Origin of the sequence: Halomonas koreensis, from assembly GCF_031451675.1 — a bacterium.
Lineage (GTDB): Bacteria > Pseudomonadota > Gammaproteobacteria > Pseudomonadales > Halomonadaceae > Halomonas > Halomonas koreensis.
Genome location: NZ_JARWAK010000007.1, coordinates 111043 through 135643, shown reverse-complemented (window position 1 = coordinate 135643; position 24601 = coordinate 111043). Strand labels below are relative to the sequence as shown.

Genomic DNA, 24601 nt, shown 5'->3' with positions numbered 1-24601 from the left:
AGCCTGGGGCCTGGCCTGACGCCGCGGCCCTCCTCATTGGAGACACTCTACGGCATGACAGCGCACGCCACACACTCCGACGACGCCATCGCCGACGTCGACGCCTACATGCAGCGTCTCGGGGGCCAGGCCCGCGAGGCCGCCACCCAGCTGCGCCGCTGCGAGACCGCGGCCAAGAACGCCGCCTTGCTGGCCATGGCCGCGCGGCTCGATCGCGCCCGGGACCGGGTGCTGGCGGCCAACGCCCGGGATCTCGAGCGCGGCCGGGACAACGGCCTCGACGCGGCCCTGCTGGATCGCCTGGCCCTGGACGCGGCCCGGCTGGACGCCATGATCGAGGGCCTCCATCAGGTGGCGGCCCTGCCGGACCCGGTGGGCGAGATCGACGGGCTTCGCGCCCGGCCGAGCGGCATCCAGGTCGGCCAGATGCGGGTGCCGCTGGGGGTGATCGGCATCATCTACGAATCCCGGCCCAACGTCACCCTCGAGGCGGCCAGCCTGTGCCTGAAGTCCGGCAACGCGGCCATCCTGCGCGGCGGTTCCGAGGCCCGCGAATCCAATGCGGCGATCGCCGAGTGCATCCGCGACGGCCTCGCCGACGGCGGCCTGCCGGCGGGCGCCGTCCAGGTGGTGGCGACCACCGACCGGGCCGCCGTGGGGCGGCTGATCCAGATGCCCGAGTTCGTCGACGTGATCATCCCCCGCGGCGGCAAGTCGCTGATCGAGCGCATCAGCCGCGAGGCCAGCGTGCCGGTGATCAAGCACCTGGACGGCGTCTGCCACGTCTATCTGGACGCCACCGCGGACCCCGAGAAGGCGCTGGCCATCGCCGTCAACGCCAAGACCCAGCGCTACGGCACCTGCAACACCATGGAGACCCTGCTGGTCGACGCCCCGGTGGCCGAGGGGCTGCTGCCGCGGCTGGCCGCCGCCTACGCCGAGCACGGCGTCGAGCTGCGCGGCTGCGAACGCACCCGGGCGATCCTCGCCGATGCCGCCCCGGCCGCCGAGGCCGACTGGGCCGCCGAATACCTGGCGCCGGTGCTGGCGGTGCGGGTGGTCGACGGCATCGACGCCGCCATGGCGCATATCGAGCGCTACAGCTCCCGTCACACCGATGCCATCGTCACCGAGAGCTATACCCTGGCCCGACGCTTCCTGGCCGAGGTGGATTCCAGCTCGGTGATGGTCAACGCCTCCACCCGCTTCGCCGACGGCTTCGAGTACGGCCTGGGCGCGGAGATCGGCATCTCCACCGACCGCCTGCATGCCCGCGGCCCGGTGGGCCTCGAGGGGCTCACCACCCGCAAGTACGTGGTCTTCGGCGACGGCCAGGTCCGGCAGTGAGCGGGGGGGCGCCCGCCCCCCGCATCGCCATGCTGGGGGGCACCTTCGATCCCGTCCATCTGGGGCATCTGCGCAGCGCCGTCGAGCTGCGCGAGGCCCTGGGGCTCGACCGCGTGCACATGATTCCCGCCGCCCGGCCGCCGCTGCGCGGCGAGCCCCGGGTGACGCCGGAGGAGCGCCTGACCCTGCTGCGGCTGGGGATCGGTGACACCCCGGGGCTGGTCGCCGATCCCCGCGAGCTCGAGCGCGACGGCCCCTCCTACAGCGCCGACACCCTGGCCGAGCTGCGCGCGGCCTATGGCGTCGAGGCGCGGCTGGTGATGGCGCTGGGGCACGATGCCTTCCTGCGCCTGGCCGACTGGCATGCGCCCGAGCGACTGTTCGCCGAGGCCCACCTGGTGGTGGTGGATCGCCCGGATCACGAGGCGGCGCTGCCCGAGCCCCTGGCCGAGCTGATCGCCGGCCGCGAGGTCGAGGACGCGGCGGCGCTGATGGCGGCGCCGGCCGGGGGGCTGCTGCGCCTGCGGCTGCCGTCGCGGATGGCGATCTCCGCCACCGCGGTGCGCCGCCGCCTGGCCGAGGGGCGCAGCGTGCGCTACCTGCTGCCCGAGGCCGTGGAGGCCCGGGCGCTGGCCCTCGGGCTGTATCGCCGGGGGGCGGAGGCGGGCGGCTGAGATTCCCGCCGCCGGGCGCTGCCAGCGCGCGCCTGAACCGGTACAATGGGAGGCATTCCATTTCCCGTTCAGAGGGGCTGATACGAAGGGTATGCACATCGACGCACTCAAGACGCTGGTGCTGGACGCACTGGACGAGCTCAAGGCCCGGGACGTGGCCGTTCTCGACGTGTCCTCGCTGACCAGCGTGACCGACCTGATGGTGGTCGCCAGCGGCACCTCCAACCGTCACCTGGCGGCGCTCTCCCAGAAGGTGATCCAGGCGGCCAAGGAGCAGGACGTGCCCCCGCTGGGCGTCGAGGGCGAGGCCGGCGCCGACTGGGTCCTCGTCGACCTGGGCCAGCTGGTGGTGCACATCATGCTGCCCGAGACCCGCGAGCTCTACGACCTGGAGCGCCTCTGGGCCGACCTGCCCGCCGACAACGCCGCCCTGGAGGAAGAGGCCCACGACGCCTCATGAGGGTACGACTGCTGGCCGTCGGCACCCGGATGCCGGACTGGGTGACCCGGGGCGTCGAGGAGTATCGCAAGCGCCTGCCCCGCGACTTCGCCCTGGAGCTCGAGGAGATCGCCCCGGGGCCCCGGGGCAAGAACGCCGACACCCGCCGCGCGGTGAGCCAGGAGGCCGAGCGCATCCGGGCCCGGCTCAAGGGCGACGAGCGCCTGGTGGCCCTGGAGGTCGGCGGCAAGGCCTGGAGCACCGAGCAGCTGGCTCGCCAGGCCGAGGACTGGCGCCTGGAAGGGCGCGACGTCGCGTTGCTGGTGGGCGGCCCGGACGGCCTGGACCCGGCCCTGTCCGCCGCGGCCGACCAGCGCTGGTCGCTGTCCCCGCTGACCCTGCCGCATCCGCTGGTGCGCATCCTGCTGGCCGAGCAGCTCTACCGGGCCTGGACCCTGATGGTCGGCCATCCCTACCATCGCTGAGCCCCGAGGTCTTCGCCGAGCATGCGCCCGCCACGCGACCCCCTGAAGAATCCCGAGCAGGAGCTGCGCGTCTTCCGCCTGCGCGCCTTGCTGGCCGTGGTGGTGGTGATCGTGCTCACCGCCCTGCTGTCCGGCCGGCTGGTCTACCTGCAGGTGGTTCAGCACGAGGTCTACAGCACCCGGTCCGAGAAGAATCGGGTGCGGGTGGAGCCGCTGCCGCCCACCCGGGGGCTGATCTACGACCGCAACGGGGTGCTGCTGGCGGAGAACCGGCCCACCTACAACCTGACCCTGGTCCGCGAGCGGGTCGACGACCTCGACGCCACCCTGTCGCTGCTGGTGGAGCTGCTCGACCTGCCCGAGGCGCGGCTGGAGGCCTTTCGCGAGCGCTCGCGCCAGCGCCAGCGGCCCTTCCAGCCGGCGCTGCTGATGAGCGACCTCGACGAGGAGCAGATCGCGCGGCTGGCGGTGAACCGCCACCGCCTGCCCGGCGTGGAGGTCGAGGCCCAGCTGCTGCGCTACTATCCGGATGCCGAGGTGATGTCCCATGTGCTGGGCTACGTGGTGGGGCGCATCAACGCCGAGGAGCTCGAGGGGCTGGATGCCGGGGACTATGCGGGGACCCACTTCATCGGCAAGACCGGCGTCGAGCGCTACTACGAGGATGCCCTGCACGGCCAGGCCGGCCTGCGCAAGGTGGAGACCAATGCCCGGGGGCGGGTGCTGCGCGAGCTGGGGCGCACCGACCCGGTGCCTGGCGAGACCCTGACCCTGACCCTCGACACCGGCCTGCAGCGCCTCGCCGTGGAGCTGCTCGACGGCCGCCGCGGCTCCATCGTCGCCATCGCCCCGCAGAGCGGCGAGATCCTGGCCATGGCCTCGGTGCCGGGCTTCGACACCAACCGCTTCGTGACCGGCATCGACGTGGCCTCCTACCGGGCGCTGCAGCAGGACATCGACCTGCCGCTGTTCAATCGCGCCATCCGCGGCAGCTATCCGGCGGGCTCGACGATCAAGCCGTTCATGGCCATCACCGGCCTCAAGGAGGGCGAGATCACCCCGGACGAGGTGATTTACGACCCCGGCTACTACCAGCTGCCCAACGACTCGCGGCGCTATCGCAACTGGCTTCGCTGGGGGCATGGCCGGGTCGACCTGGAGCGCGCGCTAGCGGTGTCCAACAACACCTACTTCTACTCCCTGGCCCATGACCTGGGCATCGACCGCATCCACGACAGCCTGTCGCGGTTCGGCTTCGGCCGGCGGGTGGCCGCCGACGTGGCCGGCGAGAGCTCGGCGTTGCTGCCGTCCCGGGAGTGGAAACGAGGGCGCTTCAACCAGCCCTGGTATCCCGGCGAGACCCTCTCGGTGGGCATCGGCCAGGGCTACCTGCAGATCACGCCCCTGCAGCTGGCCACCGCCACCGCGGTGCTGGCCAACCGGGGCGACTGGGTCAAGCCGCGCCTGGCGCTGGAGGTCGGCGACGAGCCGGTGCCCACCGAGCTGCCGGATACCCCGGCGGACATCGAGCTGGACAATCCCGGTTGGTGGGATCGCGTCTACTCGGGCATGGAGAAGGTCCTCTCGGGGCGCGAGGGGACCGCGCGGCGGGCCGGGGCGGGGCTCGAGTACCGCATGGCCGGCAAGTCGGGGACCGCCCAGGTGTTCTCGCTGGGCCAGGACGAGAAGTACAACGCCGAGGAGCTCAAGGAGCGGCTGCGGGATCACGCGCTGTTCATGGCCTTCGCGCCGGTGGAGGACCCGCGGATCGCCGTCTCGGTGATCGTCGAGAACGCCGGCGGCGGCAGCAGTCACGCCGCGGGCCTGGCCCGGGCGATGACCGATTACTGGTTGCTCGAGCGCGGGCACGGCGCGTCGCCGGACGCGGACGAGGCGGCAGCGACCCAGGGAGGCGACTAGCATGACGATGGTCGAACGGCTGCGCCGGGGGCGCCCGGTCAGGCCGCCCCAGAGCGGCATCTCGCGCCGGCGCAGCCTGTGGGAGCGCATCCACCTGGATCCCTGGCTGCTGGGCATGCTGCTGGTGCTGATGCTGGCCGGCCTGGTGGTGCTCTACAGCGCCAGCGGCCAGCGCCTGGAGGTCGTCATCGCCCAGGGCATCCGCTTCGGGGTCGCCATCACCGGGATGTTGATCATCGCCCAGTTCTCGCCGCCGACCCTGCAGCGCTGGGCGCTGCCCGCCTACCTGGCGGGGCTGGCGATGCTGGTCGCGGTGGAGATCATGGGCGACATGGGGATGGGGGCCCAGCGCTGGCTGGTGATTCCCGGCGTGGTGCGCTTCCAGCCCTCGGAGATGATGAAGCTGGCGGTACCGATGATGGTGGCGGCCTGGCTCAGTCGCCGCGAGCTACCCCCGCGCTGGCGCGACCTGGCGGTGTGCGCGGTGCTGATCGGGGCGCCGGTGCTGCTGATCGCCCGCCAGCCGGATCTCGGCACCTCGCTGCTGGTGGCCCTGGCCGCGGCCTTCGTGATCCTGCTGGCCGGGCTGTCCTGGCGCATCATCGCCCTGCTCGGGGCCCTGGCCGCGGCGGCCCTGCCGCTGCTGTGGATGAACATGCACGACTACCAGCGCCAGCGGGTGCTGACCTTCCTCGATCCGGAGAGCGACCCGCTGGGGGCGGGCTGGAACATCATCCAGTCGACCACGGCCATCGGCAGCGGGGGGCTGTGGGGCAAGGGCTGGCTGCATGGCACCCAGTCGCAGCTGGAGTTCCTGCCGGAGCGCCACACCGATTTCATCGTCGCGGTGCTCGGCGAGGAGTTCGGGCTGGTCGGGATGCTGGCTTTCCTGGCGCTTTACCTGCTGATCGTGTGTCGCGGCCTGTGGCTGGCCGGGGCGGCCCAGGAGACCTTCGGGCGGCTGCTGGCCGGCAGCATCATCCTGACCTTCTTCATCTATGTCTTCGTCAACGTGGGCATGGTCAGCGGCATCCTGCCGGTGGTCGGCGTGCCGCTGCCGCTGGTCAGCTACGGGGGCACCTCCAGCGTGACCTTGCTGGCCGGTTTCGGTATTCTCATGGCCATTCATTCGCACCGCCGCCTGCTGCCCCGCTAGGGCGGCGACGAGAGGATTCAGGGAGAGACGCAATGACGGTGACGACCTCGCCTCGGGGACGCAGGACGCTGACCCTGGCGCTGGGAGGGCTGCTGGCCTGGCTGGCCGTGGGAGCCGATGCCGCGGATTTCGACCCCGCTCGGGGCGAGGTCCGCAGCCTGGTCGACGAGGTGGCCCAGCGCGGCGTCGAGCGCGGTTGGCTCGAGCGGGCCCTGGGCCGCGCCGAGTATCGCCAGGAGGTGCTCGACGCCATGTCCGGCGCCGCGGAGTACCACCTGGTGTGGCACGAGTATCGCGACATCTTCCTCGGCGAGGCCCGGGTCGACCAGGGCGTCGCCTTCATCGAGGCCCATGCCGAGGCCTTCGCCCGGGCCGAGGCCGAATACGGCGTGCCCGCCGAGATCATCGCCGCCATCCTCGGCGTCGAGACCCGCTACGGCGAGGTCACCGGCGATCATCGGGTGCTCGACTCGCTGTCGACCCTGGCCTTCCATCACCCGCGTCGGGGCGAGTTCTTCCGCGGCGAACTGGCGGCCTTCCTGGAGATCGCCTATCGCCAGGACGTCGACCCGGCGAGCCTGGAGGGCTCCTACGCCGGCGCCATGGGCTACCCGCAGTTCATCCCCACCAGCTACCGGGCCTATGCGGTGGACTTCGACGGCGACGGCCGGCGGGACCTGTGGCACGATCCGGTCGACGCCATCGGCAGCATCGCCAACTACTTCGCCGAGCATCGCTGGCGGCCCGGCGCCCCCGTCTATCACCAGGCCGAGGGCCCGGCCACCCGGCCCGGCGCGGTGACCTTCAACGCGGCGCGCCCGCCGGGCACCAGCGTGGGCGAGCTCGCGGCGGTGGGCATCGAGAGCTCGGCGGGGCTGGCCGCCGGCACCGAGGTCATGCCGCTGGCGCTGACGATGGCCGACGGCTCGACCCGCTATCGCCTCGGCCGCGACAACTTCTACGTCATCACCCGCTACAACCACAGCTATCTCTACGCCATGGCCGTCACCGAGCTGGCCGAGGCCATCGCGGCCGCCCGGGGCGAGGCGGGCGACTGGTTCACGGCGACGGCCACCGAGGCGGAGGACGACACATGAGGGCATGCTGGCTCCCCCTGTTGAGCGCCCTGTGGCTGGCCGGCTGTGCCGGAGGCGGCGGCACCCCGCCGGTCGACGACGCCCCGGGGGAGGCGACCTCCGGCGGCGGCGAGCGCTATGCCATGGCCAGCGACGCCTATCCCCAGGAGCCGCCGGACGTGAGCACGGTGCCGGACGCCGAGCCCCGGGTGGAGCCGCGCTCCCGGGCGGGCAATCGTCCGACCTACGAGGTCTGGGGCGAGACCTACCATGTCCTGGACGATGCCAGCGGCTATGTGCGGCGCGGCACGGCCTCCTGGTACGGCAAGAAGTTCCATGGCTACGCGACCTCCAACGGCGAAATCTACGACATGTACAAGATGAGCGCCGCCCACCGCTCGCTGCCGCTGCCGACCTATGCCCGGGTCACCAACCTGGATAACCAGCGCTCGGTGATCGTGCGGGTCAACGATCGGGGGCCCTTCCACAGCGAGCGCGAGATCGACCTGTCCTATGCCGCCGCGGCGCGACTGGACATCCTCGAACGCGGCACCGGCCGGGTGCGGGTCGAGGCCATCGACCCGGCGGCCTGGCAGGCGCGGCGCGGCGAGTCAGAGCCCGAACCTGAGCCCGTGACCGCCGCGCCGTCTCGGGCGTCCGCGGCCGAGGCGGACGCCCCTCCGGCGCCGCGCGGCGCCGACGCCGTCTACCTGCAGGTGGCGGCGCTGGGCTCCGCCGACAGCGCCGGCGCCCTGCGGGCGCGGCTGCAGTCGGCGCTGTCCCGGCCGGTGCGGGTGAGCCGCGAGGCCGGCCTGCACCGCGTCCAGGTGGGGCCGCTGGCCGGCCGCACCGAGATCGCCCCCGTGCGCGGCGAACTGCGCCGCGCCGGGTTCGATGAAGCCTTCGTCGTCGAGGCGGCCGAGTGAATCGGCCCCCCGGCGTCCGTGTTCCGATGTATCCGATGAGACCGTCCCCATGAAAGTCCCGCGCTCGCTTCGTTTCCGCCGGCTGCTGCCGGTCCTGATGGTCTGCCTGTCGCTGGTGGCGTCGCCGTTGCTGGCCCAGACGCCCCAGCCCCAGCCGACGCCCCAGACGATGATCCCGGCGCCGCCGCGGCTGGCCGCCAGTTCCTGGATCCTGCTGGATGCCGATAGCGGCCGGGTGCTGGCCGAGCACCGTGCCGACGAGCGGCTGCCGCCGGCCAGCCTGACCAAGCTGATGACCGCCTACCTGGTCGAGCGCGAGCTCAACAGCGGCAACATCGCCCCGGACGACATGGTGCCGGTCAGCGAGAAGGCCTGGCGGACCGGCGGCTCGAAGATGTTCATCGAGGTCGGCGACCAGGTGCCGGTCAGCGAGCTGCTGCACGGCATCGTGATCGTCTCCGGCAACGACGCCAGCGTCGCCATGGCCGAGTACCTGGCCGGCGGCACCGAGCCGTTCGCCGACATCATGAACCAGCATGCCACCCGCCTGGGCATGACCAATACCCACTTCGTCAATCCCACCGGCCTGCCCCACGAGAATCACTACTCCTCGGCCCGGGACCTGTCGCTGCTGGCCCAGCACATCATCAACGACTATCCGCAGCACTATCAGATCTACCGCCAGAAGCACTTCAGCTACGGCGGCATCGACCAGCCCAACCGCAACCGCCTGCTATGGCGGGACGCCAGCGTCGACGGCCTCAAGACCGGCTGGACCGAGGCCGCCGGCTACTGCCTGGTCGCCTCCGCCGAGCGCGACGAGATGCGCCTGATCTCGGTGGTCATGGGGACCGGGTCCGAGGAGGCCCGGGCTCAGGAGACCCAGAAGCTGCTCAGCTACGGCTTCCGCTACTTCGAGACCCTCAAGCTCTACGACCAGGGCTCGGTGCTCAACACCCCGCGGGTCTGGGGCGGCGACCGCAACGAGGTCAAGGTCGGCGTGGACGAGGACGTCTTCATGACGGTGCCCCGGGATCGCCAGCAGGAGCTGACCGCCAAGCTGGACATCCGCGCCGACCTCACCGCGCCCATCGCCGCCGGCGAGCGGGTCGGGCAGATGCAGGTGCGCCTGGGCGACCGGGTGGTCGGCGAGCGGCCGCTGCTGGCGCTGGAGCCGGTGGAGGAGGGCGGCCTGTTCAAGCGCCTGTTCGACAAGGTCCAGCGCTTCTTCACCAACCTGCTCGGCGGCCTGCTCGACTGAGCCGCCTTGGTGGTCGGGGCGCCGGTGGCGTAGAATGGCGGCGACAAGCTTCCAGATGGGTGTGGGATGAACGACAAGACCCTTCGCGACCTGCGCCGGCCCGCCGGCAACGCCGACGACAAGGCGCCGACGATCACCTTCCCCTGCGACTATCCGGTCAAGGTCGTGGGGGATGCCGCCGAGGACTTCACCGCCATGGTCTGCCAGGTGGTGACCCGGCACGCGCCCGATTTCGACGCCGCCGCCGTCCGCGTGGTGCCGAGCCGCAACGGCCGCTTCCAGTCGGTGCGCCTGACCCTCAGGGCGACCGGCGAGGAGCAGCTCCAGGCACTGTTCGCCGACCTCAAGGCCACCGGCCGCGTGCACATGGTGGTCTGAGGTGGAGCCGCTGCGGGTCCATCGCCTGGGGCGTCGCCCCTACGAGCCGGTGTGGCAGGCCATGCGCGAGCTCACCGACACGCGGGACGCCGGGACCCCCGACCAGCTGTGGCTGGTCGAGCATGATCCGGTCTTCACCCAGGGGCGGGCCGGCAAGCCGGAGCACCTGCTGGTGCCCGGCGACATTCCCGTGGTGCAGACCGATCGCGGCGGCCAGGTCACCTACCACGGCCCCGGCCAGGTGGTGCTCTATCCGCTGCTCGACGTGCGGCGCGCCGGCCTCGGGGTGCGCGACCTGGTCAGCGCCCTCGAGAATGCCGCCATCGACCTGCTCGCCGCCCACGGCGTCGAGGCGCGGGCGCGGCCCGACGCCCCGGGGGTTTATGTGGGCGAGGCCAAGATCGCCTCGCTGGGCCTGCGGATCCGCCGCGGGGCCAGCTTCCACGGCATCGCCCTCAACGTCGATGCCGACCTCGCGCCGTTCGAGCGGATCAATCCCTGCGGCTATGCCGGCATGCCGATGACCCGCCTGGCCGACCTGGCGCCCGAGGTGCCGGATAGCTCGGCGGTGGCCCTCGAGCTCGCCGAGTGCCTCGCCCGCCGGCTGGATCGGACGCTGCGCCTCGCCGACGGCTGAGCGCGCCTGATGGACGCCGCAACGCAGGACGCCGGCCCTCGGGCCGGCGTCTCTCGTCACGGGGCGGCGTCGCGGCCTCAGCCGACGTTGCGCGCCGGGATGCGGTTGGGGTCCGCGGCCTGCGGCTGGCCGGGTACCTCGGCGGGGGAGGCGAGCTCCAGGCCCAGGTTGTTGTTCTCGAACACCCGGTCGGCCCGATAGCTGGAACGCACCAGGGGGCCGGACGGCACCTCCATGAAGCCCTTCGCCAGCCCCTGCTGGCGATAGCGCTCGAACTCCTCCGGCGTGACCCAGCGCTCCACCGGCAGGTGGTGGCGGGTCGGGCGCAGGTACTGGCCGAGGGTGACGATGTCGACGCCGATGGCGCGCAGGTCGTCGAAGGTCTGCAGGATCTCTTCCTCGGTCTCGCCGAGGCCCAGCATCAGGCTGGTCTTGGTGATGATGTCGGGGCGGTGGCGCTTGGCGTGGGCCAGCACGTCGAGGGTCTTGCGGTAGCCGGCGCGGGGGTCGCGGACCCGGCGGGTCAGGCGCTCCACGGTCTCGACGTTCTGGGCGAAGACCTCCAGGCCGGAGTCCGCGACCCGCTCGATGGCGCTGGGGGCGCCGTCGAAGTCCGGGGTCAGGGCCTCCACGGCCACCTCGGGGGTGCGGGCCTTGATGGCGCGAATGCAGGCGGCATAGTGGGCGGCGCCGCCGTCGGGCAGGTCGTCGCGGTCCACCGAGGTCAGCACCACGTAGCGCAGCCCCATCAGCTCCACCGACTTGGCGGTGTTCTCGGGCTCCTCGGCGTCGAGCCAGCCCTTGGGGTTGCCGGTGTCCACGGCGCAGAAGCGGCAGGCGCGGGTGCACACCGAGCCCATCAGCATGATGGTGGCGGTGCCGTTGCTCCAGCACTCGCCCATGTTGGGGCAGTGGGACTCGGCGCAGACCGTGCTGAGGCGATGCTCGGCGACGTTCTTCTTCACGGCATCGAAGCGCTCGCCGGCGGGGATCTGGGCGCGCAGCCACTTCGGCTTGCGGCCCGGCGACGGGCCGTCCTCGAGCCGTTGCTTGCCGGCCTTGATGCCATCCTTGATGGCGGTCGCGCCGTGTTCGTTGCGGTACTTCTCGCCGCTGGACACGGGCTTGCTGGTGTTGTCGCTCATGAGCTGGCGCCCCTCCACTCGGCGGCCGCCGGCTGTCCGGGGCGGCCTGTCTCGAATCTAGCCGGGTAAAATAGCATATTCCCGCCTGGCCTGGACAGGCGCGCTCAGGGCGGGGCCTCGGGCAGGCAGGCCACGCCGTGGCTGGGCAGCGGGGCGGGGCGGGTCGCGAAGTGGTCGTGCAGTTCGTCGAGATGGCGGCCGACGAAGCGCAGGAAGAGCTCGGTGACCGGGGACGGGAAGCGCTCGCGATGGTAGACCGTGCACCAGGGATGGCGCAGCGGGAAGCCGGGCAGGTCGAGCCGCGCCAGCAGCCCGGCCTCGAGCTCGAGACGCACCGCCAGGCGCGGCAGCACGGCGACCCCCAGCTGCGCCATCACGCCCTGCTTGACCGCCTCGTTGGTGCCCATCTCGATGGTGTGCGGGAGGGCCACGGCCTGGGCCTCGGCCAGCTCCTCCAGGGCGCCGCGCACCCCGGAGCCCGGCTCGCGCATCAGCAGGTAGTGGCGGGCCAGGTCCGAGAGGGTCGGCGCCTCGGCGTCGAGCAGCGGATGGCCCGGCCACACCACCGGGATCATCTCGTTGTCGAGGATCGGCGTGGCCACCAGCGCCTCGTCCTCGGGCACCCGGGCCATGATCACCAGGTCGTCGCGGCGCTCCGCCAGCCGCTCCAGGGCCTGGGCGCGATTGCAGACCCGCAGGCGCAGCTGGACGTTGGGGTAGTGGGCCCGGAAGCGCGCCAGCAACTGGGGCACGATGTACTGGGCCGTGGACACCGCGGCCAGGTTGAGCTCGCCGGTGATGGTGCCGTCCAGGTCCGAGAGGCTCATCTGCAGGCGCGACACCTGGCCGAAGATGGCCTGGGTGGAGGCCGCCAGGGCATCCGCGGCGGGCAGGGCATGCAGGGTGCGTCCGGCGTACTTGAACAGCGGATGCCCCAGGGCCTGCTCGAGCTGGCGGACCTGGGCGCTGACCGCCGGCTGGGTCAGGCCCAGGGTCTCGGCGGCCCGCGAGTAGGAGTGGCGCTCGTAGACGGCGCGGAATACCTGCAGCTGGCGGAAGGTCAGGCGGTTGAGCAGCGTGGGGGTGGTCATGGGGTCGTCCGTTGCGGCGGCGCGGCGGCGCCGGCGTGTCTGCCTCCATGCTAGCACCCGGGCCGACGCCCGGGCCATCGGCGCCGTGCGAGCCGCGGGGCTCGCGGCGGCGTCGATCCTGGGTTATATTGCAATGCAGCATGGCGGCGCCCCGCCGGCCGTCTCCCTTGCCATGGCCATCCATGGAGTGATCCCGATGTTGTCCCTGATGCCGACCCCGCCGCCCGCGGTCCTGTCCTGCCTCGATCCCTTCGGGTTCGGGCGCGCCGCCCTCGACTACTGGCGCGACAGCCTGGAGCGCGGCACCCTCTACCTGGACGTGATGCGCCAGCGCGGCAACCAGTACCTGGAGCACCTGGAGCGCACCAAGCCCAACGTGCTCGGCTTCGACGCCGAGGTGCTGCTCGACGGCCGCAGCCTGCCGCGGCCCGTCAACTACGAGCTGATGCGGGTGCTGCCCCCCGAGGGGGTGGAGACCGACCCCTTGATGCGGCCCTTCGTGGTCGTCGACCCCCGCGCCGGCCACGGGCCGGGGATCGGCGGCTTCAAGTCCGACAGCGAGCTGGGCGTGGCGCTGCGCGCCGGGCACCCCTGCTACTTCATCGGCTTTCTGCCCTATCCGGAGCCGGGGCAGGGGGTCGAGGACGTCGTGGAGGCGGAAGTGGCCTTCCTGCGCCACGTCATCTCGCGGCACCCGGAGACCGCCGAGAAGCCGATGGTGGTGGGCAACTGCCAGGCCGGCTGGCAGATCATGATGGCCGCGGCCCTGGAGCCGGACGTCTTCGGGCCCATCCTGATCGCCGGGGCGCCGCTGTCCTATTGGGCGGGGGAGCGCGGCCACGCGCCGATGCGCTATACGGGCGGGATGACCGGCGGCAGCTGGGTGACCGCGCTGCTCGGCGACCTCGGCGCCGGGCTCTTCGACGGCGCCTGGCTGGTGCAGAACTTCGAGCGCCTGAACCCCGCCAATACCTGGTGGGATAAGCAGTACCGCCTCTATGCCAACGTCGACACCGAGGCCCGGCGCTACCTGGACTTCGAGCGCTGGTGGGGCGGCCATGTGGTGCTGGGCGGGCGCGAGATCCAGTACATCGTCGACAACCTCTTCGTCGGCAACCGGCTGTCGACGGCCCAGCTGGTGACCGCCGACGGGCGGCGCATCGACCTGCGCAACCTGCGCTCGCCGGTGGTGGTGTTCTGCTCACGCGGCGACGACATCACCCCGCCGCCCCAGGCGCTGGGCTGGGTGCGGGACCTCTACGAGGACACCGACGACATCGTCGCCAACGAGCAGACGATCGTCTACTGCGTCCACGACTCCACCGGCCACCTGGGGATCTTCGTGTCCGGCAGCGTGTCGCGCAAGGAGCACGCCGAGTTCACCGCCAACATGGATTACATCGACGTGCTGCCGCCGGGCCTCTACGAGACCGCGATCTCCCGGGCCGAGGACCGCCCCGACGCCGAGCTGATCGAGCGCGACTACCTGCTCGAGTTCCAGCGCCGCAGCGTCGAGGAGCTGGGGCGCGAAATCCAGCACCGGCCCGACGATGATCGCCGCTTCGCCGCCGTGGCGCGGATCTCGGAGATCAACCTGGGGCTGTACCGCTACTTCGTCCAGCCCTGGGTGCAGGCCCTGGCCACGCCCGAGTCGGCGCGCTGGATGCGCCGGCTGCATCCCAATCGCATGGGCTATCGCCTGCTCTCGGACCGCAACCCCCTGATGGTGCCGGTGCCCGTGCTGGCCGACCGGGTGCGCCGCGAGCGTCATGCGGTGGGCGAGGACAACGTCTTTCGCGCCCTGGAGGGCGTGGCCTCGAGCCAGATCAGCCGCGGCCTGGAGGCCTGGCGGGAATGGCGCGATCGCAGCACCGAGCGGCTCTTCCTCGACATCTACGGCCAGCCGCTGCTCCAGGCGCTGGTGGGGTTGGCGGGCGACGCCCATGTGCACCGCCGCCGGCCGGGGGCCGAACCCGAGCACCGGCGCTTCGTGCAGCGCCGTCGCGAGGAGGTCCGCGCCCGGGTGGCCGAGGGCGGCAGTCATGAGGCGGTGATGCGCTCGGTGATCCACGTGCTGGGCGGGGCGCCGGCCACCGATGGCCGCAACTTCCAGCGCCTGCGGGCCTCGCGGGCCGAGCTGGAGCCGGACCTGCGCCTGGCCGACTTCAAGGACCTGGTGCGCGAGCAGTTCTTCATTCTCGAGCTGGATCGGGAGGCCGCCCTGGCGGCGATCCCCGAGCTGCTGGCGGGCCAGTCGGCGGCCGAGATCGACGCCCACCTGGCGCACATCGAGCACGTGCTGGCGGCCAGCGGCGATCTCGGCGATCATGCCGCCCAGCGCTTCGCGGGGATCCGCCGCCTGTTCGAGCGGGCCAAGCCCGCTGCCGACGGCTGACCCCGGCACGCCGCGCGATCCACGCGCCCTCGTCGGCAACCCCGGCGGGGGCGCGCTCGCGAGGGCCCCTTGCCGGGCGACGGCCGGCGGTCTAGGGTCAAAGGCCCGACGCGGCCGCGACTGGCGTGTCGGACGGCGCTGGGGTAGGGTAAGCGCATTTTTCACCCGCCATCGGGTGGCCGATATGGTTCGACGCGGGCCCAGCGCCCCGCGCCACAGATCTTTGGAGCACTATGGGCAAGTCACTGGTCATCGTCGAGTCGCCCGCCAAGGCCAAGACGATCAACAAGTACCTCGGCAACGACTACATCGTGAAGTCGAGCGTGGGGCACATTCGTGACCTGCCGACCAGCGGCTCGGGCAAGGCGGCCTCGGATCCCAAGGAGCGTGCCCGCCAGGCCGCGGCGACGCGCAAGATGTCCGCCGACGAGAAGGCCGCCTACCGCAAGCGCAAGGCACGCGAGCAGCTGATCCGGCGCATGGGCATCGATCCCGAGCACGGCTGGGAGGCGAACTACGAGGTGCTGCCCGGCAAGGAGAAGGTGGTCGCCGAGCTCAAGAAGCTGGCCGACAAGGCCGACGCCGTCTATCTCGCCACCGACCTGGACCGCGAGGGGGAGGCCATCGCCTGGCACCTGCGCGAGACCATCGGCGGCGACGCGTCCCGCTATCGGCGGGTGGTGTTCAACGAGATCACCAAGAACGCCATCCACGAGGCCTTCGAGGATCCCGGGCAGCTCAACATGCCGCGGGTCGAGGCTCAGCAGGCCCGGCGCTTCCTGGATCGCGTCGTCGGCTTCATGCTCTCGCCGCTGCTGTGGGCCAAGATCGCCCGGGGGCTGTCCGCCGGTCGCGTGCAGTCGGTGGCCATGCGCCTGATCGTCGAGCGCGAACGCGAGATCCGCGCCTTCGTGCCGGAGGAGTTCTGGGACGTCCATGCCGATCTGCGTCCGGGCGGCGAGCCCGAGGCCCCGCCGGTGCGCTTCGAGCTGGCGCGCCAGGACGGCCAGGCCTTCCGGCCGACCTCCGAGGCCGAGACGCTGGAGCGCATCGAGGGGCTCAGCAAGGCGTCGCTTTCGATCACCTCGCGCGAAGACAAGCCCACGCGGTCGAAGCCGAGCGCGCCCTTCATCACCTCGACCTTGCAACAGGCCGCCAGCGGCCGGCTGGGCTTCTCGGTGAAGAAGACCATGACCCTGGCCCAGCGCCTCTACGAGGCGGGCTACATCACCTACATGCGGACCGACTCCACCAACCTCTCCCGCGAGGCGGTGGAGGGCGTGCGCGAGTTCATCGGCGAGGAGTACGGGGCCCGCTACCTGCCCGAGGCGCCGAACCGCTACTCCAGCAAGGAGGGCGCCCAGGAGGCCCACGAGGCCATCCGTCCCTCGGATGTCAAGCGCCGGGCCACCGACCTGGCCGGCATGGAGCGCGACGCCGAGCGCCTCTACGAGCTGATCTGGCGCCAGTTCGTGGCCTGCCAGATGACCCCCGCCGAGTATCTCTCCACCACCCTGACCGTGGCCGCCGACGGCTTTGAACTGCGCGCCAAGGGCCGGGTGCTGAAGTTCGACGGCTACACCCGGGTGATGAAGCCCATGGGCCGCAAGGACGAGGACCAGTCGCTGCCCGACCTGGCCGAGGGCACGCCGCTCGACCTCGTGGCCCTGGATCCCCGGCAGCACTTCACCAAGCCGCCGGCCCGCTACACCGAGGCGAGCCTGGTCAAGGAGCTGGAGAAGAAGGGCATCGGCCGGCCTTCCACCTACGCGGCCATCATCTCGACCATCCAGGACCGTGGCTACGTCAAGCTCGAGAATCGGCGCTTCTACGCCGAGAAGCTCGGCGACATCGTCACCGAGCGGCTCAAGGAATCCTTCCCGGACCTGATGGACTACTCCTTCACCGCCCGCATGGAGGACAGCCTCGACGAGGTGGCCGAGGGGCAGCGCCGCTGGCGCGAGCTGCTCGACGCCTTCTATGCCGAGTTCCGCGAGGAGCTGGCCGAGGCCGAGAGCGAGGACGGCATGCGGCCCAACCAGCCGGTGCCCACCGACATCGACTGCCCCAGCTGCGGGCGCAAGATGCAGATCCGCACCGCCTCCACGGGCGTGTTCCTGGGCTGTTCCGGCTATAACCTGCCGCCGAAGGAGCGCTGCAAGACCACCATCGACCTGCTGCCCGGCGACGAGGCGGTGGCCGCCGACGCCGACGAGGACGCCGAGACCGACGCCCTGCGGGCCAAGCATCGCTGCCCGGAATGCGGCACCGCCATGGACAGCTACCTGATCGACGAGACCCGCAAGCTGCACATCTGCGGCAACAGCCCCGACTGCGCGGGCTACGAGGTCGAGCAGGGCAAGTTCCGCATCAAGGGCTATGACGGGCCGACCATCGAGTGCGACAAGTGCGGCAGCGAGATGCAGCTCAAGTCCGGGCGCTTCGGCAAGTACTTCGGCTGCACCAGCGAGACCTGCAAGAACACCCGCAAGCTGCTCAAGAGCGGCGAGGTGGCGCCGCCCAAGATGGATCCCATCCCCATGCCGGAGCTGGCCTGCCAGAAGGTCGACGACCACTATGTGCTCCGCGACGGCGCCAGCGGCCTCTTCCTGGCGGCCAGCAAGTTCCCCAAGAACCGCGAGACCCGGCCGCCGCTGGTGGTCGAGCTCAAGGCCCACGCCGAGGAACTGCCGGACAAGTACCGCTACCTGCTCGACGCCCCGGAGGCGGATCCGGACGGCCGTCCGGCCCAGATCCGCTTCTCGCGCAAGGCCAAGGCCCAGTTCCTGATGACCGAGGACAACGGCAAGGCCACGGGCTGGCGGGCCACCTTCGACGGCGCCAAGTGGCAGGTGGAGGACAAGCGCAAGTGACCCCGCGAGCCCGCACCAACCAGCTGCTGTATCAGGCCGAGCTGCTGCTGGCGGCCCCCGCCGGCGACGACGAGCACGCCGAGGCCCGGCGCATGGCCGGGGAGGAGGGGGCGCTGGCCCTGCTGGAACTGGCCCTGGAGTCGTTGCTGCGCGAGGTCACCGAGCACGCCGGCCTCGAGCGCCACGACTGGCGCGAGCTGCTGGGCCCGGACGGGCCGGCGCTGGCCGAGCTGGAGCGGCTGCGCGGCCTGGCCGGGCGGTCCGACAGCTGGCTGGCCAGACTGCTCGGCCGGATCGAGGCGCTGCACGCTTCCGAGGGGGTGGCCCGCCGTACCGGCGGCGCCGCCCGGGGGCTGATCGCCGTGGGCAGCGCCGCCGCCCTGGGCGAGGAGCTGCGGGACTGCCTGGCCGCGGCCAAGCGCGAGATCGCCGAGCTGCGCCAGACCAGCGAGGAGTGGTAGCCGCCGGCCGCGGCTAGCCGCGGTCGTTCCAGTGTCGCTGCATCTCCAGGAAGGTCAGCGACGCCGACCAGGTGATCAGCATGAAGCCGGTCAGCGACTCGGTGCCCATCAGCAGGCGCAGGGCTCCCTCCGGGAAGACATCGCCGTAGCCCAGGGTGGTATAGGTGATCGCCGACAGGTAGACATAGTCCAGCCCGCTCGTCATGGGAGTGCCGGCCACCGCCCCCGAGGTGGTGCCCTCCAGCCACCAGGCCGCCAGGCCGAACAGCCAGATCTCCGCCACGTGGGCCGCCAGCAGCCCGAGCATCAGGCCCAGGAAGCGCCGCCGCCGCGAGGGCGAGGTGCGCCGCATCCGCCGGCTCAGCACGCTGGACACCTCGAAGTGCAGCAGCACGCAGGCCACGACCAGCGCCAGGGTCGTGGCGGCGACGAGCAGGTGATCGAGATCCGGAAAGGCGTCGTTCACTGGCGTCTCCTTGACGGGGCGAGGTGCGGGCTTGATGCAGGTCAAGCCCGCGCCCCGCGGCTGTCGACTAGGATACCAGTAGCGGCGCCGCCCGCGGGTGCCGATGTCCGAGTCAGCAGGGGGGATCCGTGATGCGCTTTCATCAGGTCAAGGAATTGGTGCGCTGGGCGGCCGATTACCACGGTCGGCTCGAGGCCGCCTACACCGGGCTTGCCGGCGACGCCGGCGACCGGGAACGCATGGCCCTGGAGTACCTCGCCGATCACGAACGCCGCATGCAGGCGGAGCTGGAGGCCTATTTCGGCGACGGCGACGATCATCGCCGAGTGCTGGAGACCTGGTTCGACGATCCGGCCGATTTTCCGCACCCGCCGGTCCTCGAACGCTTCCCGGCGAGCCTGCCCGAGGGCGGCGTCGAGGCGCTGCTCTCGCTGGCGCTGACCCAGCACCGCACCCTGCAGGACCTGTATCGCCATCGGGCCGAGCAGGCCGTCGGCCGCGAGGAGCGCGACTTCTTCGAGGCCCTGGTGCAGGGCGAGGATGCCGAGGTGCGACGGCTGGCCCGCGACATGCAGCGCCTGGAGGCCTATTGATCGGCCGTCGCCGATCGGCGACGCCTCAGGCGAGCGGGCCTGACAGGAGAAGCGGGATGCGCTATAACGGCGTCCTCGTTATCCTGTCGCCTTCCCTGTCGAGACGTTGATGCCGATGTCCCCCCTCTCCCGACGCCGCTTCGGCCTGATGGCCCTGAGCCTGCCATTCTGGTCGACCGCCGCCGCTTCTCCCTCCGCCTTGATGACGGACCTGCTGGCCCGCGCCTCGCGGCCTCGTAGCCCCGACGAGCTCTGGGTGAGGGTCGACGATCGTCAGGCCGAGCTGGGCATCTTCCGGGGCACGCGTGCGGTGGAGCGCTTCTCGCCGGTATCCCTGGGACGAGGGGGCGCCAGGCCCCAGCGGGTGAGGGGGGATCGGACCACGCCCCTGGGCGAGTTTCGGGTCACGCGCTTCAACTTCGACAGCAAGTACCATATCTTCGTCGGGCTGGACTATCCCACCCCGACCCACGCCCGACTGGCGCTGGAGGCCGGGGTCTACAGCCAGCAGGACTACGATGACTACTTCGCCTACTACCGGCGCCACGGCGTGCCGCCGCAGGAGACCGCCCTGGGCGGCTATATCGGCATCCACGGCGTCGGCGTGGCGGATCCCGATATCCATCGACGCTTCCACTGGACCAACGGCTGCGTCGCCGTCACCGATCCTCAGGTGGAGACCCTGTCGTCGATGATCGACATTGGCACGCGGGTCGTCATCCGCTAGGCTTTATATGCGCTAAGGACGTTCTAGTCGGTGACAAGCGTCGTCTCGCGATACGACAGCGGCGCTAGACGTTTTCGACACGCAGCAAGCGTCTTGCTGCAGATAGGACCTGCCCTGCAGGAAGCCTGTTCAGACAGGCATCATCAACGCAGTACCAAGGAAGACCCAAGGAGAACACCATGACCCTCAAGACTACTCTGAAGCTGTCCGCCGCTGCCGCCTCCCTCGCCGTTCTGGCCGGCTGTGCTTCCTCCAGCGCCCTGGAAGAAGTCCGCATGACCGCCGAGTCCGCCCAGGCCGACGCCGCCGAGGCTCGCAGCATCGCCACCCAGGCGCAGAACACCGCGAACCAGGCGCAGCGCGACGCTCAGGCGGCCCTGCAGATGTCCCAGCAGAACCGCGAAGAGATGAACCGCATGTTCGAGCGTTCCATGCGCAAGTAAGGCGTCCTCGCTGCATGCCGGGCCCGTCGGCCCGGCAGTGCGTTCGCCGACCACCCCTCCTCGGAGGGGTGGTTTTTTTTGCATGCCAGCGCTCCCCTCCGCCATGCCCTTCCGGGAGAGTCCCCGGAAATCCGGGCCCCTCCCGTGTCCGAAGGTGTCGTGAAACCGCGGTCATATGACGCCTTTCGCGTAAGAGATCTCGGATACTCGCGTCGTTCTTCGTCTCCTCTTCGTGTAGGAGCTCTTTAATATCAATGGCTTGGAATTTCCTGTAGGAAAATTGCCACGCTGTCGCCCGCGCCGGTCCCGACATAGGCTCCCGGTGTCAGTTGAGGCATGGAAGACGCCGCTGTCTTGCCATGCCGGCTCCGGACACAAAAGAGAGGTAGCGACGATGGCAGGGAATAGCTCACTCCGTACGACACTCTTTCCGCTGGCCGCACTCGTGCTGGCCATTTCGCTGGTCGGCTGCAGCGGCAGTTCCACCAAGTCCCAGCCTCTCGACGGCGGCAGCGACGGCGGCGTCCAGGATGGCGGGGGCGGTGACGGCTCCGGGGGCGATGACGGTGCCGGGGGCGATGACGGTGCCGGAGGCAATGACGGCTCCGGGGACGCCGCGACCACCACGGAGGGCGTGACCCAGGACACGGCGTCCATCACGGGTGGCACCGGCGACAGCCTGACGGCCCTCGGCGGCACCATCCAGCGGGTCGACGCGCCCCTGGTCGATGGGGTCACCGACGGTAGCGGCCAGGTGCTCAAGGATCTGGGCGATGGCGTCAACCTGCTCTCCGACGGGCTGAATGACGGTCTCGGCGGCCTCAGCACCAACGACAACGCCCTGGGCACGACGCTGGGCGGTGCCACGGGGCTGGTCTCCCAGGCTGGCAAGGCCGTCAGCAGTGCCGGCGGTATCGTCGAGGGGTTGGGCTCGCTGCCGGTCCTGATGCAGGTGGAAGACGGTACCGGCGTGCTGGCCAGCCTGGGCGGTACGGTCGACCGGCTCGGCGTCACCGTCACCGCCCTCGGTGACAGCCTGAGCGTGGCCTTCACCCGCGAGGGCGGCCATCTGGCCGGCCTGACGACCGAGCTGACCGGCGTGGTCCGGCCGCTGGTCGTCAACCTCGAGGGCACCACGCGGCGCCTCGGCAGCGTGCTGGTCATCGGCCCCGTGGGCAGCGGCCTGCTGGATCGGGCGGGCGGTGCCGTCATGGTGCTCGGCGAGCGCCTGACGGACGGCGGCGTCCAGCTGGCCGGGCTCGGCGATCTCGTGACCTCGACCGGGCGCCTGGTGGCGGATGCCGGGGGGCTGCTCGACGGTGGCGGCGGTCCGGATGCCGATCTGACCGGCGGCCTGCTGGCCGCCCTCCAGGGCGAGGGAGGCCTGGAGGCCGGCCTGCTGCTGTCCGGTGAAGGCGAAGGCGGGCTCGATCTCTCGCTGACCGGTGGCCTGCTCGTTGACGAGCGCGGGGCGCTTCTCGGCGGCGACGGGCTGCTGGCCGCCGGACTGATCGGCGAGGGCGGCCTGCTGGCCGATCCGGTGGCCGTCCTGGGGGATCTGCAGGGCGGCGTGCTGACCGGCGAAGGCGGACTGCTCGGCGGCGTGACCGGGGGCCTGCTGGGGGGAGACGACGGCCTGCTCGGTGGCGAGGGTGGGCGTCTCGCCGGTGAAGGCGGCCTGCCGGTCAGCGTGACCGGCGGGGTGCTCGGCGGCGATGCGGGCCTGCTGGACGGCGACGGCGGATTGCTTGGCGGCGTGACCGGCGGGGCACTCGGTGGCGATGCGGGCCTGCTGGGTGGCGTCACCGGCGCGGTGGACGGCGTGACCGGCGAGGCACTCGGCGGCGATGAAGACCTGCTGGACGGCGACGGCGGATTGCTTGACGGCATGACCGGCGGGGCACTCGGTGGCGATGCGGGCCTGTTGGGCGGCGACGGCGGCCTACTGGGTGGCGTCACCGGCACGGTGGACGGCGTGACCGGGGGCCTGGTCGGCGGCGATGAGGCCGACGGCGACGACGGCCTGGTCGGTGGCGTGACCGATACCGTCGACGGCCTGGCCGGCGGTCTCCTGGGAGGCGAGGGCGGGCTGCTGTAAGCCATCCGCGGGATCCTGGCCCGTCGGTCGGCAGGCGGCATGCGCCGCCTGCCGTTGCGTTGATTAGAGTTGATTCGGGGCAGGTGCGCTGTACTATTCTGAAGTCAGCTTACGAATATGTAAGTCACCTTCGGATTGTGCGGCCGACTCGACAATAACAAGCGGCGTTGCGGCCGCCCCCCGGACTCGCAAGCAGGGAATCGAGCATGTTGCCAAGGTCAGGCAGAGCGATATCGTGGCGAGGCGCCGTGCCACGGGCACGGGTGGCGGCGATGTTGCTGGTGGCGAGCGCCGCCACGGCGAGCGAGCCGCCTGCCATCATCGACGAGCGTCGCCCGACGCTGTCTCCCCCCATCGAGGACGCGCTGGATCGCGGCCGTCAGCCCGTGGCTGTCGAACTCCCGGGCACGCTGGATCGCCTCGACGCCGAGACTCGGGTGTCGGTGTCCCGCGTGCGGATCCAGGGCGGCAACGCCTTCGACCTGGAAACGCTGAGCGCTCCCCTCCGGCCGCTGGTCGGCCAGCGAGTCAGCGTCGAGCGCCTGGTCAGGGCCGTCGAACGCATCACCCGCCGCTACCAGGATAGCGGCTTCCCGCTGTCCTACGCCTACCTGCCGCGCAACAACTTCCGCGATGGCCAGGTACGCGTGGTGGTGGTGGAAGGCTACATCGCCCGCAGCGAGATCGCGGTGCAGGACGCCGCGGTGGCCCGTCGCGTCGAGCGGCTGGTCTCGCGGATGCGCGAGGAGCGCCCCCTGACCCGCGAGACCTTCGAACGCTACACCGCGCTGATCGAACGCATCCCCGGCGTCCGCCTGTCGGTGCGGGCGCCCGTGCCGCGCACGCCGTCCGGCGCCACCACGCTGCGCGTCGAGCAGCGCGACAGCGACCGCGTCGACGCGGGGCTGGCGCTCGAGGGGGGCAGCGAGGACGAGGCGCGCCTGGTGGCGAGCCTGGATCTGCGCAGCCATACCCCCCATGCCGAATCCTTGTCCTTCTCCTCGCTGCTGCCGGTCGACACCGACGATCGTTTCCATGCCCTGGCCTATCGCCAGGAACTGGGTCGCGACGGGCTGCGCCTGCAGCTGAGCGCCCAGCGCTTCGAGGGCGACGACGACACCCCCTTGCCGAGCGATGAGCGGGTACGGGTCCATGAACACAAGGAGCGGGATCGCTTCCGCGTGGGCCTCGACTACCCCCTGTGGCTGGAGCGGCGCCGCCGCTGGGATCTCGAGGCGACTCTGGAGCATCTCGACGAGACCGTGGACTACCGCTACACGGCGTTCGACCGTTCGCTGCTCACCGCGCGTCAGGACCTGCGCTACTCGACCCTGGAGCTGGCCACCCGCTATCGCCGCGGCGGCGAGCGGCGGCGGCTGTCGGCCCGTGCCGAGCTGCGCCGGGGCCTCGAGCTCGGCGGCAACCGCAACGCGCTCGCCGTGCAGCGGCTCGACAACGGGGCCGTCGCCGTGGACGAGGGGGACGAGGAGCTGGCGTTCACCCGCCTCGCCCTGGAGGCGAGCTGGCTGGAGGCCCTGTCGCCCCGCTGGCGTCTCTCCCTTCGCCTGGCGGGGTTCTGGTCGGAGGACGACCTGCCGCTGGCGGAGCATGGCCGTTACGGCGGGCGCCGCTTCGGGCGCGCCTATGCGGATGACGAGGCCGAGGGCGAGCGCGGCTATGCCGGGGAACTGGAGCTTCGCTACCGCCGGCCGCTGTCCTCGGCCTGGCTGTCCCGCCTGGAGCCCTACCTGGTGGTGGACGGCGCCCGGACCCGCTTCGTTGAGGGCGAGGTCAAACACGAGCTCGCCTCGGTGGCCACCGGTGTCGAACTGCGCCACGACGATGATTATCGCCTCGGGGTCGAGTACGCCCTCCCGGTGGGCGACCGGCCCGAGGACGACGCCGACCGCAGGGGGCGCCTCAACGCGAGGCTCTCCTGGGCCTTCGGTGGCTAGGCACGGCGCCGGCGAGTCCGACTCGTCGGGGCGCGATGCGCAGGAAAAAGACCAA

Annotated in this window: 22 protein-coding genes; 19 read left to right on the top strand and 3 right to left on the bottom strand. The window is 71.2% G+C overall.

Annotation, left to right across the window (positions count from 1 at the left end; translation table 11 throughout):
* Nucleotides 1–54 precede the first annotated feature (54 nt).
* From QC818_RS09810 to lipB, 11 genes are all read left to right on the top strand, one after another.
* On the top strand, nucleotides 55–1347 hold the full coding sequence (locus tag QC818_RS09810; RefSeq protein WP_309652673.1) for a glutamate-5-semialdehyde dehydrogenase: 1293 nt from the start codon (nucleotides 55–57) through the stop codon (nucleotides 1345–1347).
* A gap of 29 nt (nucleotides 1348–1376) precedes the next feature.
* Nucleotides 1377–2021, top strand: coding sequence for a nicotinate-nucleotide adenylyltransferase (gene nadD / locus QC818_RS09805; protein WP_309652672.1), 645 nt, complete (start codon nucleotides 1377–1379; stop codon nucleotides 2019–2021).
* Nucleotides 2022–2112: 91 nt separating this feature from the next.
* Nucleotides 2113–2481 (top strand): ribosome silencing factor, encoded by a 369-nt coding sequence (gene rsfS / locus QC818_RS09800; RefSeq protein WP_309652671.1) that lies wholly within the window; start codon nucleotides 2113–2115, stop codon nucleotides 2479–2481.
* Entirely contained in the window at nucleotides 2478–2945 is a 468-nt protein-coding gene (gene rlmH / locus QC818_RS09795; RefSeq protein WP_309652670.1) for a 23S rRNA (pseudouridine(1915)-N(3))-methyltransferase RlmH, read from the top strand. Before rsfS ends, rlmH begins: the two co-directional genes overlap by 4 nt.
* Before the next feature lie 21 nt (nucleotides 2946–2966).
* Nucleotides 2967–4865 (top strand): penicillin-binding protein 2, encoded by a 1899-nt coding sequence (gene mrdA, locus QC818_RS09790; protein ID WP_309652669.1) that lies wholly within the window; start codon nucleotides 2967–2969, stop codon nucleotides 4863–4865.
* A gap of 1 nt (nucleotide 4866) precedes the next feature.
* Entirely contained in the window at nucleotides 4867–6021 is a 1155-nt protein-coding gene (gene rodA / locus QC818_RS09785) for a rod shape-determining protein RodA (protein WP_309652668.1), read from the top strand.
* Between the two features lie 32 nt (nucleotides 6022–6053).
* Entirely contained in the window at nucleotides 6054–7118 is a 1065-nt protein-coding gene (gene mltB, locus QC818_RS09780; protein WP_309652667.1) for a lytic murein transglycosylase B, read from the top strand.
* Entirely contained in the window at nucleotides 7115–8023 is a 909-nt protein-coding gene (locus QC818_RS09775) for a septal ring lytic transglycosylase RlpA family protein (RefSeq protein WP_309652666.1), read from the top strand. Before mltB ends, QC818_RS09775 begins: the two co-directional genes overlap by 4 nt.
* 49 nt (nucleotides 8024–8072) lie before the next feature.
* Nucleotides 8073–9284: a D-alanyl-D-alanine carboxypeptidase family protein gene (locus tag QC818_RS09770; RefSeq protein WP_309652665.1), complete on the top strand. Its 1212-nt coding sequence runs from the start codon at nucleotides 8073–8075 to the stop codon at nucleotides 9282–9284.
* Nucleotides 9285–9350: 66 nt separating this feature from the next.
* Entirely contained in the window at nucleotides 9351–9662 is a 312-nt protein-coding gene (locus tag QC818_RS09765; RefSeq protein ID WP_309652664.1) for an HP0495 family protein, read from the top strand.
* 1 nt (nucleotide 9663) lies between these two features.
* Nucleotides 9664–10299: a lipoyl(octanoyl) transferase LipB gene (gene lipB, locus QC818_RS09760; protein WP_309652663.1), complete on the top strand. Its 636-nt coding sequence runs from the start codon at nucleotides 9664–9666 to the stop codon at nucleotides 10297–10299.
* Between the two features lie 77 nt (nucleotides 10300–10376).
* Here lipB and lipA read toward each other — a convergent pair whose 3' ends face one another.
* Nucleotides 10377–11444 (bottom strand): lipoyl synthase, encoded by a 1068-nt coding sequence (gene lipA / locus QC818_RS09755; protein ID WP_309652662.1) that lies wholly within the window; start codon nucleotides 11442–11444, stop codon nucleotides 10377–10379.
* 104 nt (nucleotides 11445–11548) lie between these two features.
* The gene (locus tag QC818_RS09750) at nucleotides 11549–12535 is read right to left on the bottom strand and encodes a LysR family transcriptional regulator (protein WP_309652661.1); all 987 of its coding nucleotides are present in this window, start codon (nucleotides 12533–12535) and stop codon (nucleotides 11549–11551) included.
* Nucleotides 12536–12731: 196 nt separating this feature from the next.
* Here QC818_RS09750 and QC818_RS09745 point away from each other — a divergent pair, with 196 nt between their 5' ends.
* The 3 genes from QC818_RS09745 to QC818_RS09735 all read left to right on the top strand — a co-directional run bounded on the left by QC818_RS09745 (nucleotide 12732) and on the right by QC818_RS09735 (nucleotide 18264).
* Nucleotides 12732–14930, top strand: a complete 2199-nt coding sequence (locus tag QC818_RS09745) for a DUF3141 domain-containing protein (protein WP_309652660.1) — start codon at nucleotides 12732–12734, stop codon at nucleotides 14928–14930.
* Nucleotides 14931–15163: 233 nt separating this feature from the next.
* A complete protein-coding gene (gene topA, locus QC818_RS09740; RefSeq protein WP_309652659.1) occupies nucleotides 15164–17803 on the top strand; it encodes a type I DNA topoisomerase in 2640 nt (879 codons plus the stop codon).
* Complete coding sequence (locus tag QC818_RS09735) at nucleotides 17800–18264, top strand: DUF6586 family protein (RefSeq protein ID WP_309652658.1); 465 nt, start codon at nucleotides 17800–17802, stop codon at nucleotides 18262–18264. The genes topA and QC818_RS09735 overlap by 4 nt, the downstream gene beginning before the upstream one ends.
* Before the next feature lie 13 nt (nucleotides 18265–18277).
* Here the strand turns inward: QC818_RS09735 and QC818_RS09730 are convergent, their stop codons facing one another.
* A complete protein-coding gene (locus tag QC818_RS09730) occupies nucleotides 18278–18730 on the bottom strand; it encodes an ion channel (RefSeq protein ID WP_309652657.1) in 453 nt (150 codons plus the stop codon).
* 131 nt (nucleotides 18731–18861) lie between these two features.
* On the opposite strand from QC818_RS09730, the gene QC818_RS09725 reads away from it, so the two are divergent.
* The 5 genes from QC818_RS09725 to QC818_RS09705 all read left to right on the top strand — a co-directional run bounded on the left by QC818_RS09725 (nucleotide 18862) and on the right by QC818_RS09705 (nucleotide 24546).
* Nucleotides 18862–19323 (top strand): 2-hydroxyacyl-CoA dehydratase, encoded by a 462-nt coding sequence (locus QC818_RS09725; protein ID WP_309652656.1) that lies wholly within the window; start codon nucleotides 18862–18864, stop codon nucleotides 19321–19323.
* Nucleotides 19324–19438: 115 nt separating this feature from the next.
* Nucleotides 19439–20050, top strand: coding sequence for a L,D-transpeptidase family protein (locus tag QC818_RS09720; protein ID WP_309652733.1), 612 nt, complete (start codon nucleotides 19439–19441; stop codon nucleotides 20048–20050).
* 179 nt (nucleotides 20051–20229) lie between these two features.
* Complete coding sequence (locus QC818_RS09715) at nucleotides 20230–20493, top strand: Lpp/OprI family alanine-zipper lipoprotein (RefSeq protein ID WP_097789543.1); 264 nt, start codon at nucleotides 20230–20232, stop codon at nucleotides 20491–20493.
* 445 nt (nucleotides 20494–20938) lie between these two features.
* Nucleotides 20939–22591: a collagen-like triple helix repeat-containing protein gene (locus QC818_RS09710; RefSeq protein WP_309652655.1), complete on the top strand. Its 1653-nt coding sequence runs from the start codon at nucleotides 20939–20941 to the stop codon at nucleotides 22589–22591.
* A 248-nt stretch (nucleotides 22592–22839) separates the two neighbouring features.
* Nucleotides 22840–24546, top strand: a complete 1707-nt coding sequence (locus QC818_RS09705) for a ShlB/FhaC/HecB family hemolysin secretion/activation protein (protein WP_309652654.1) — start codon at nucleotides 22840–22842, stop codon at nucleotides 24544–24546.
* Nucleotides 24547–24601: the final 55 nt, after the last annotated feature.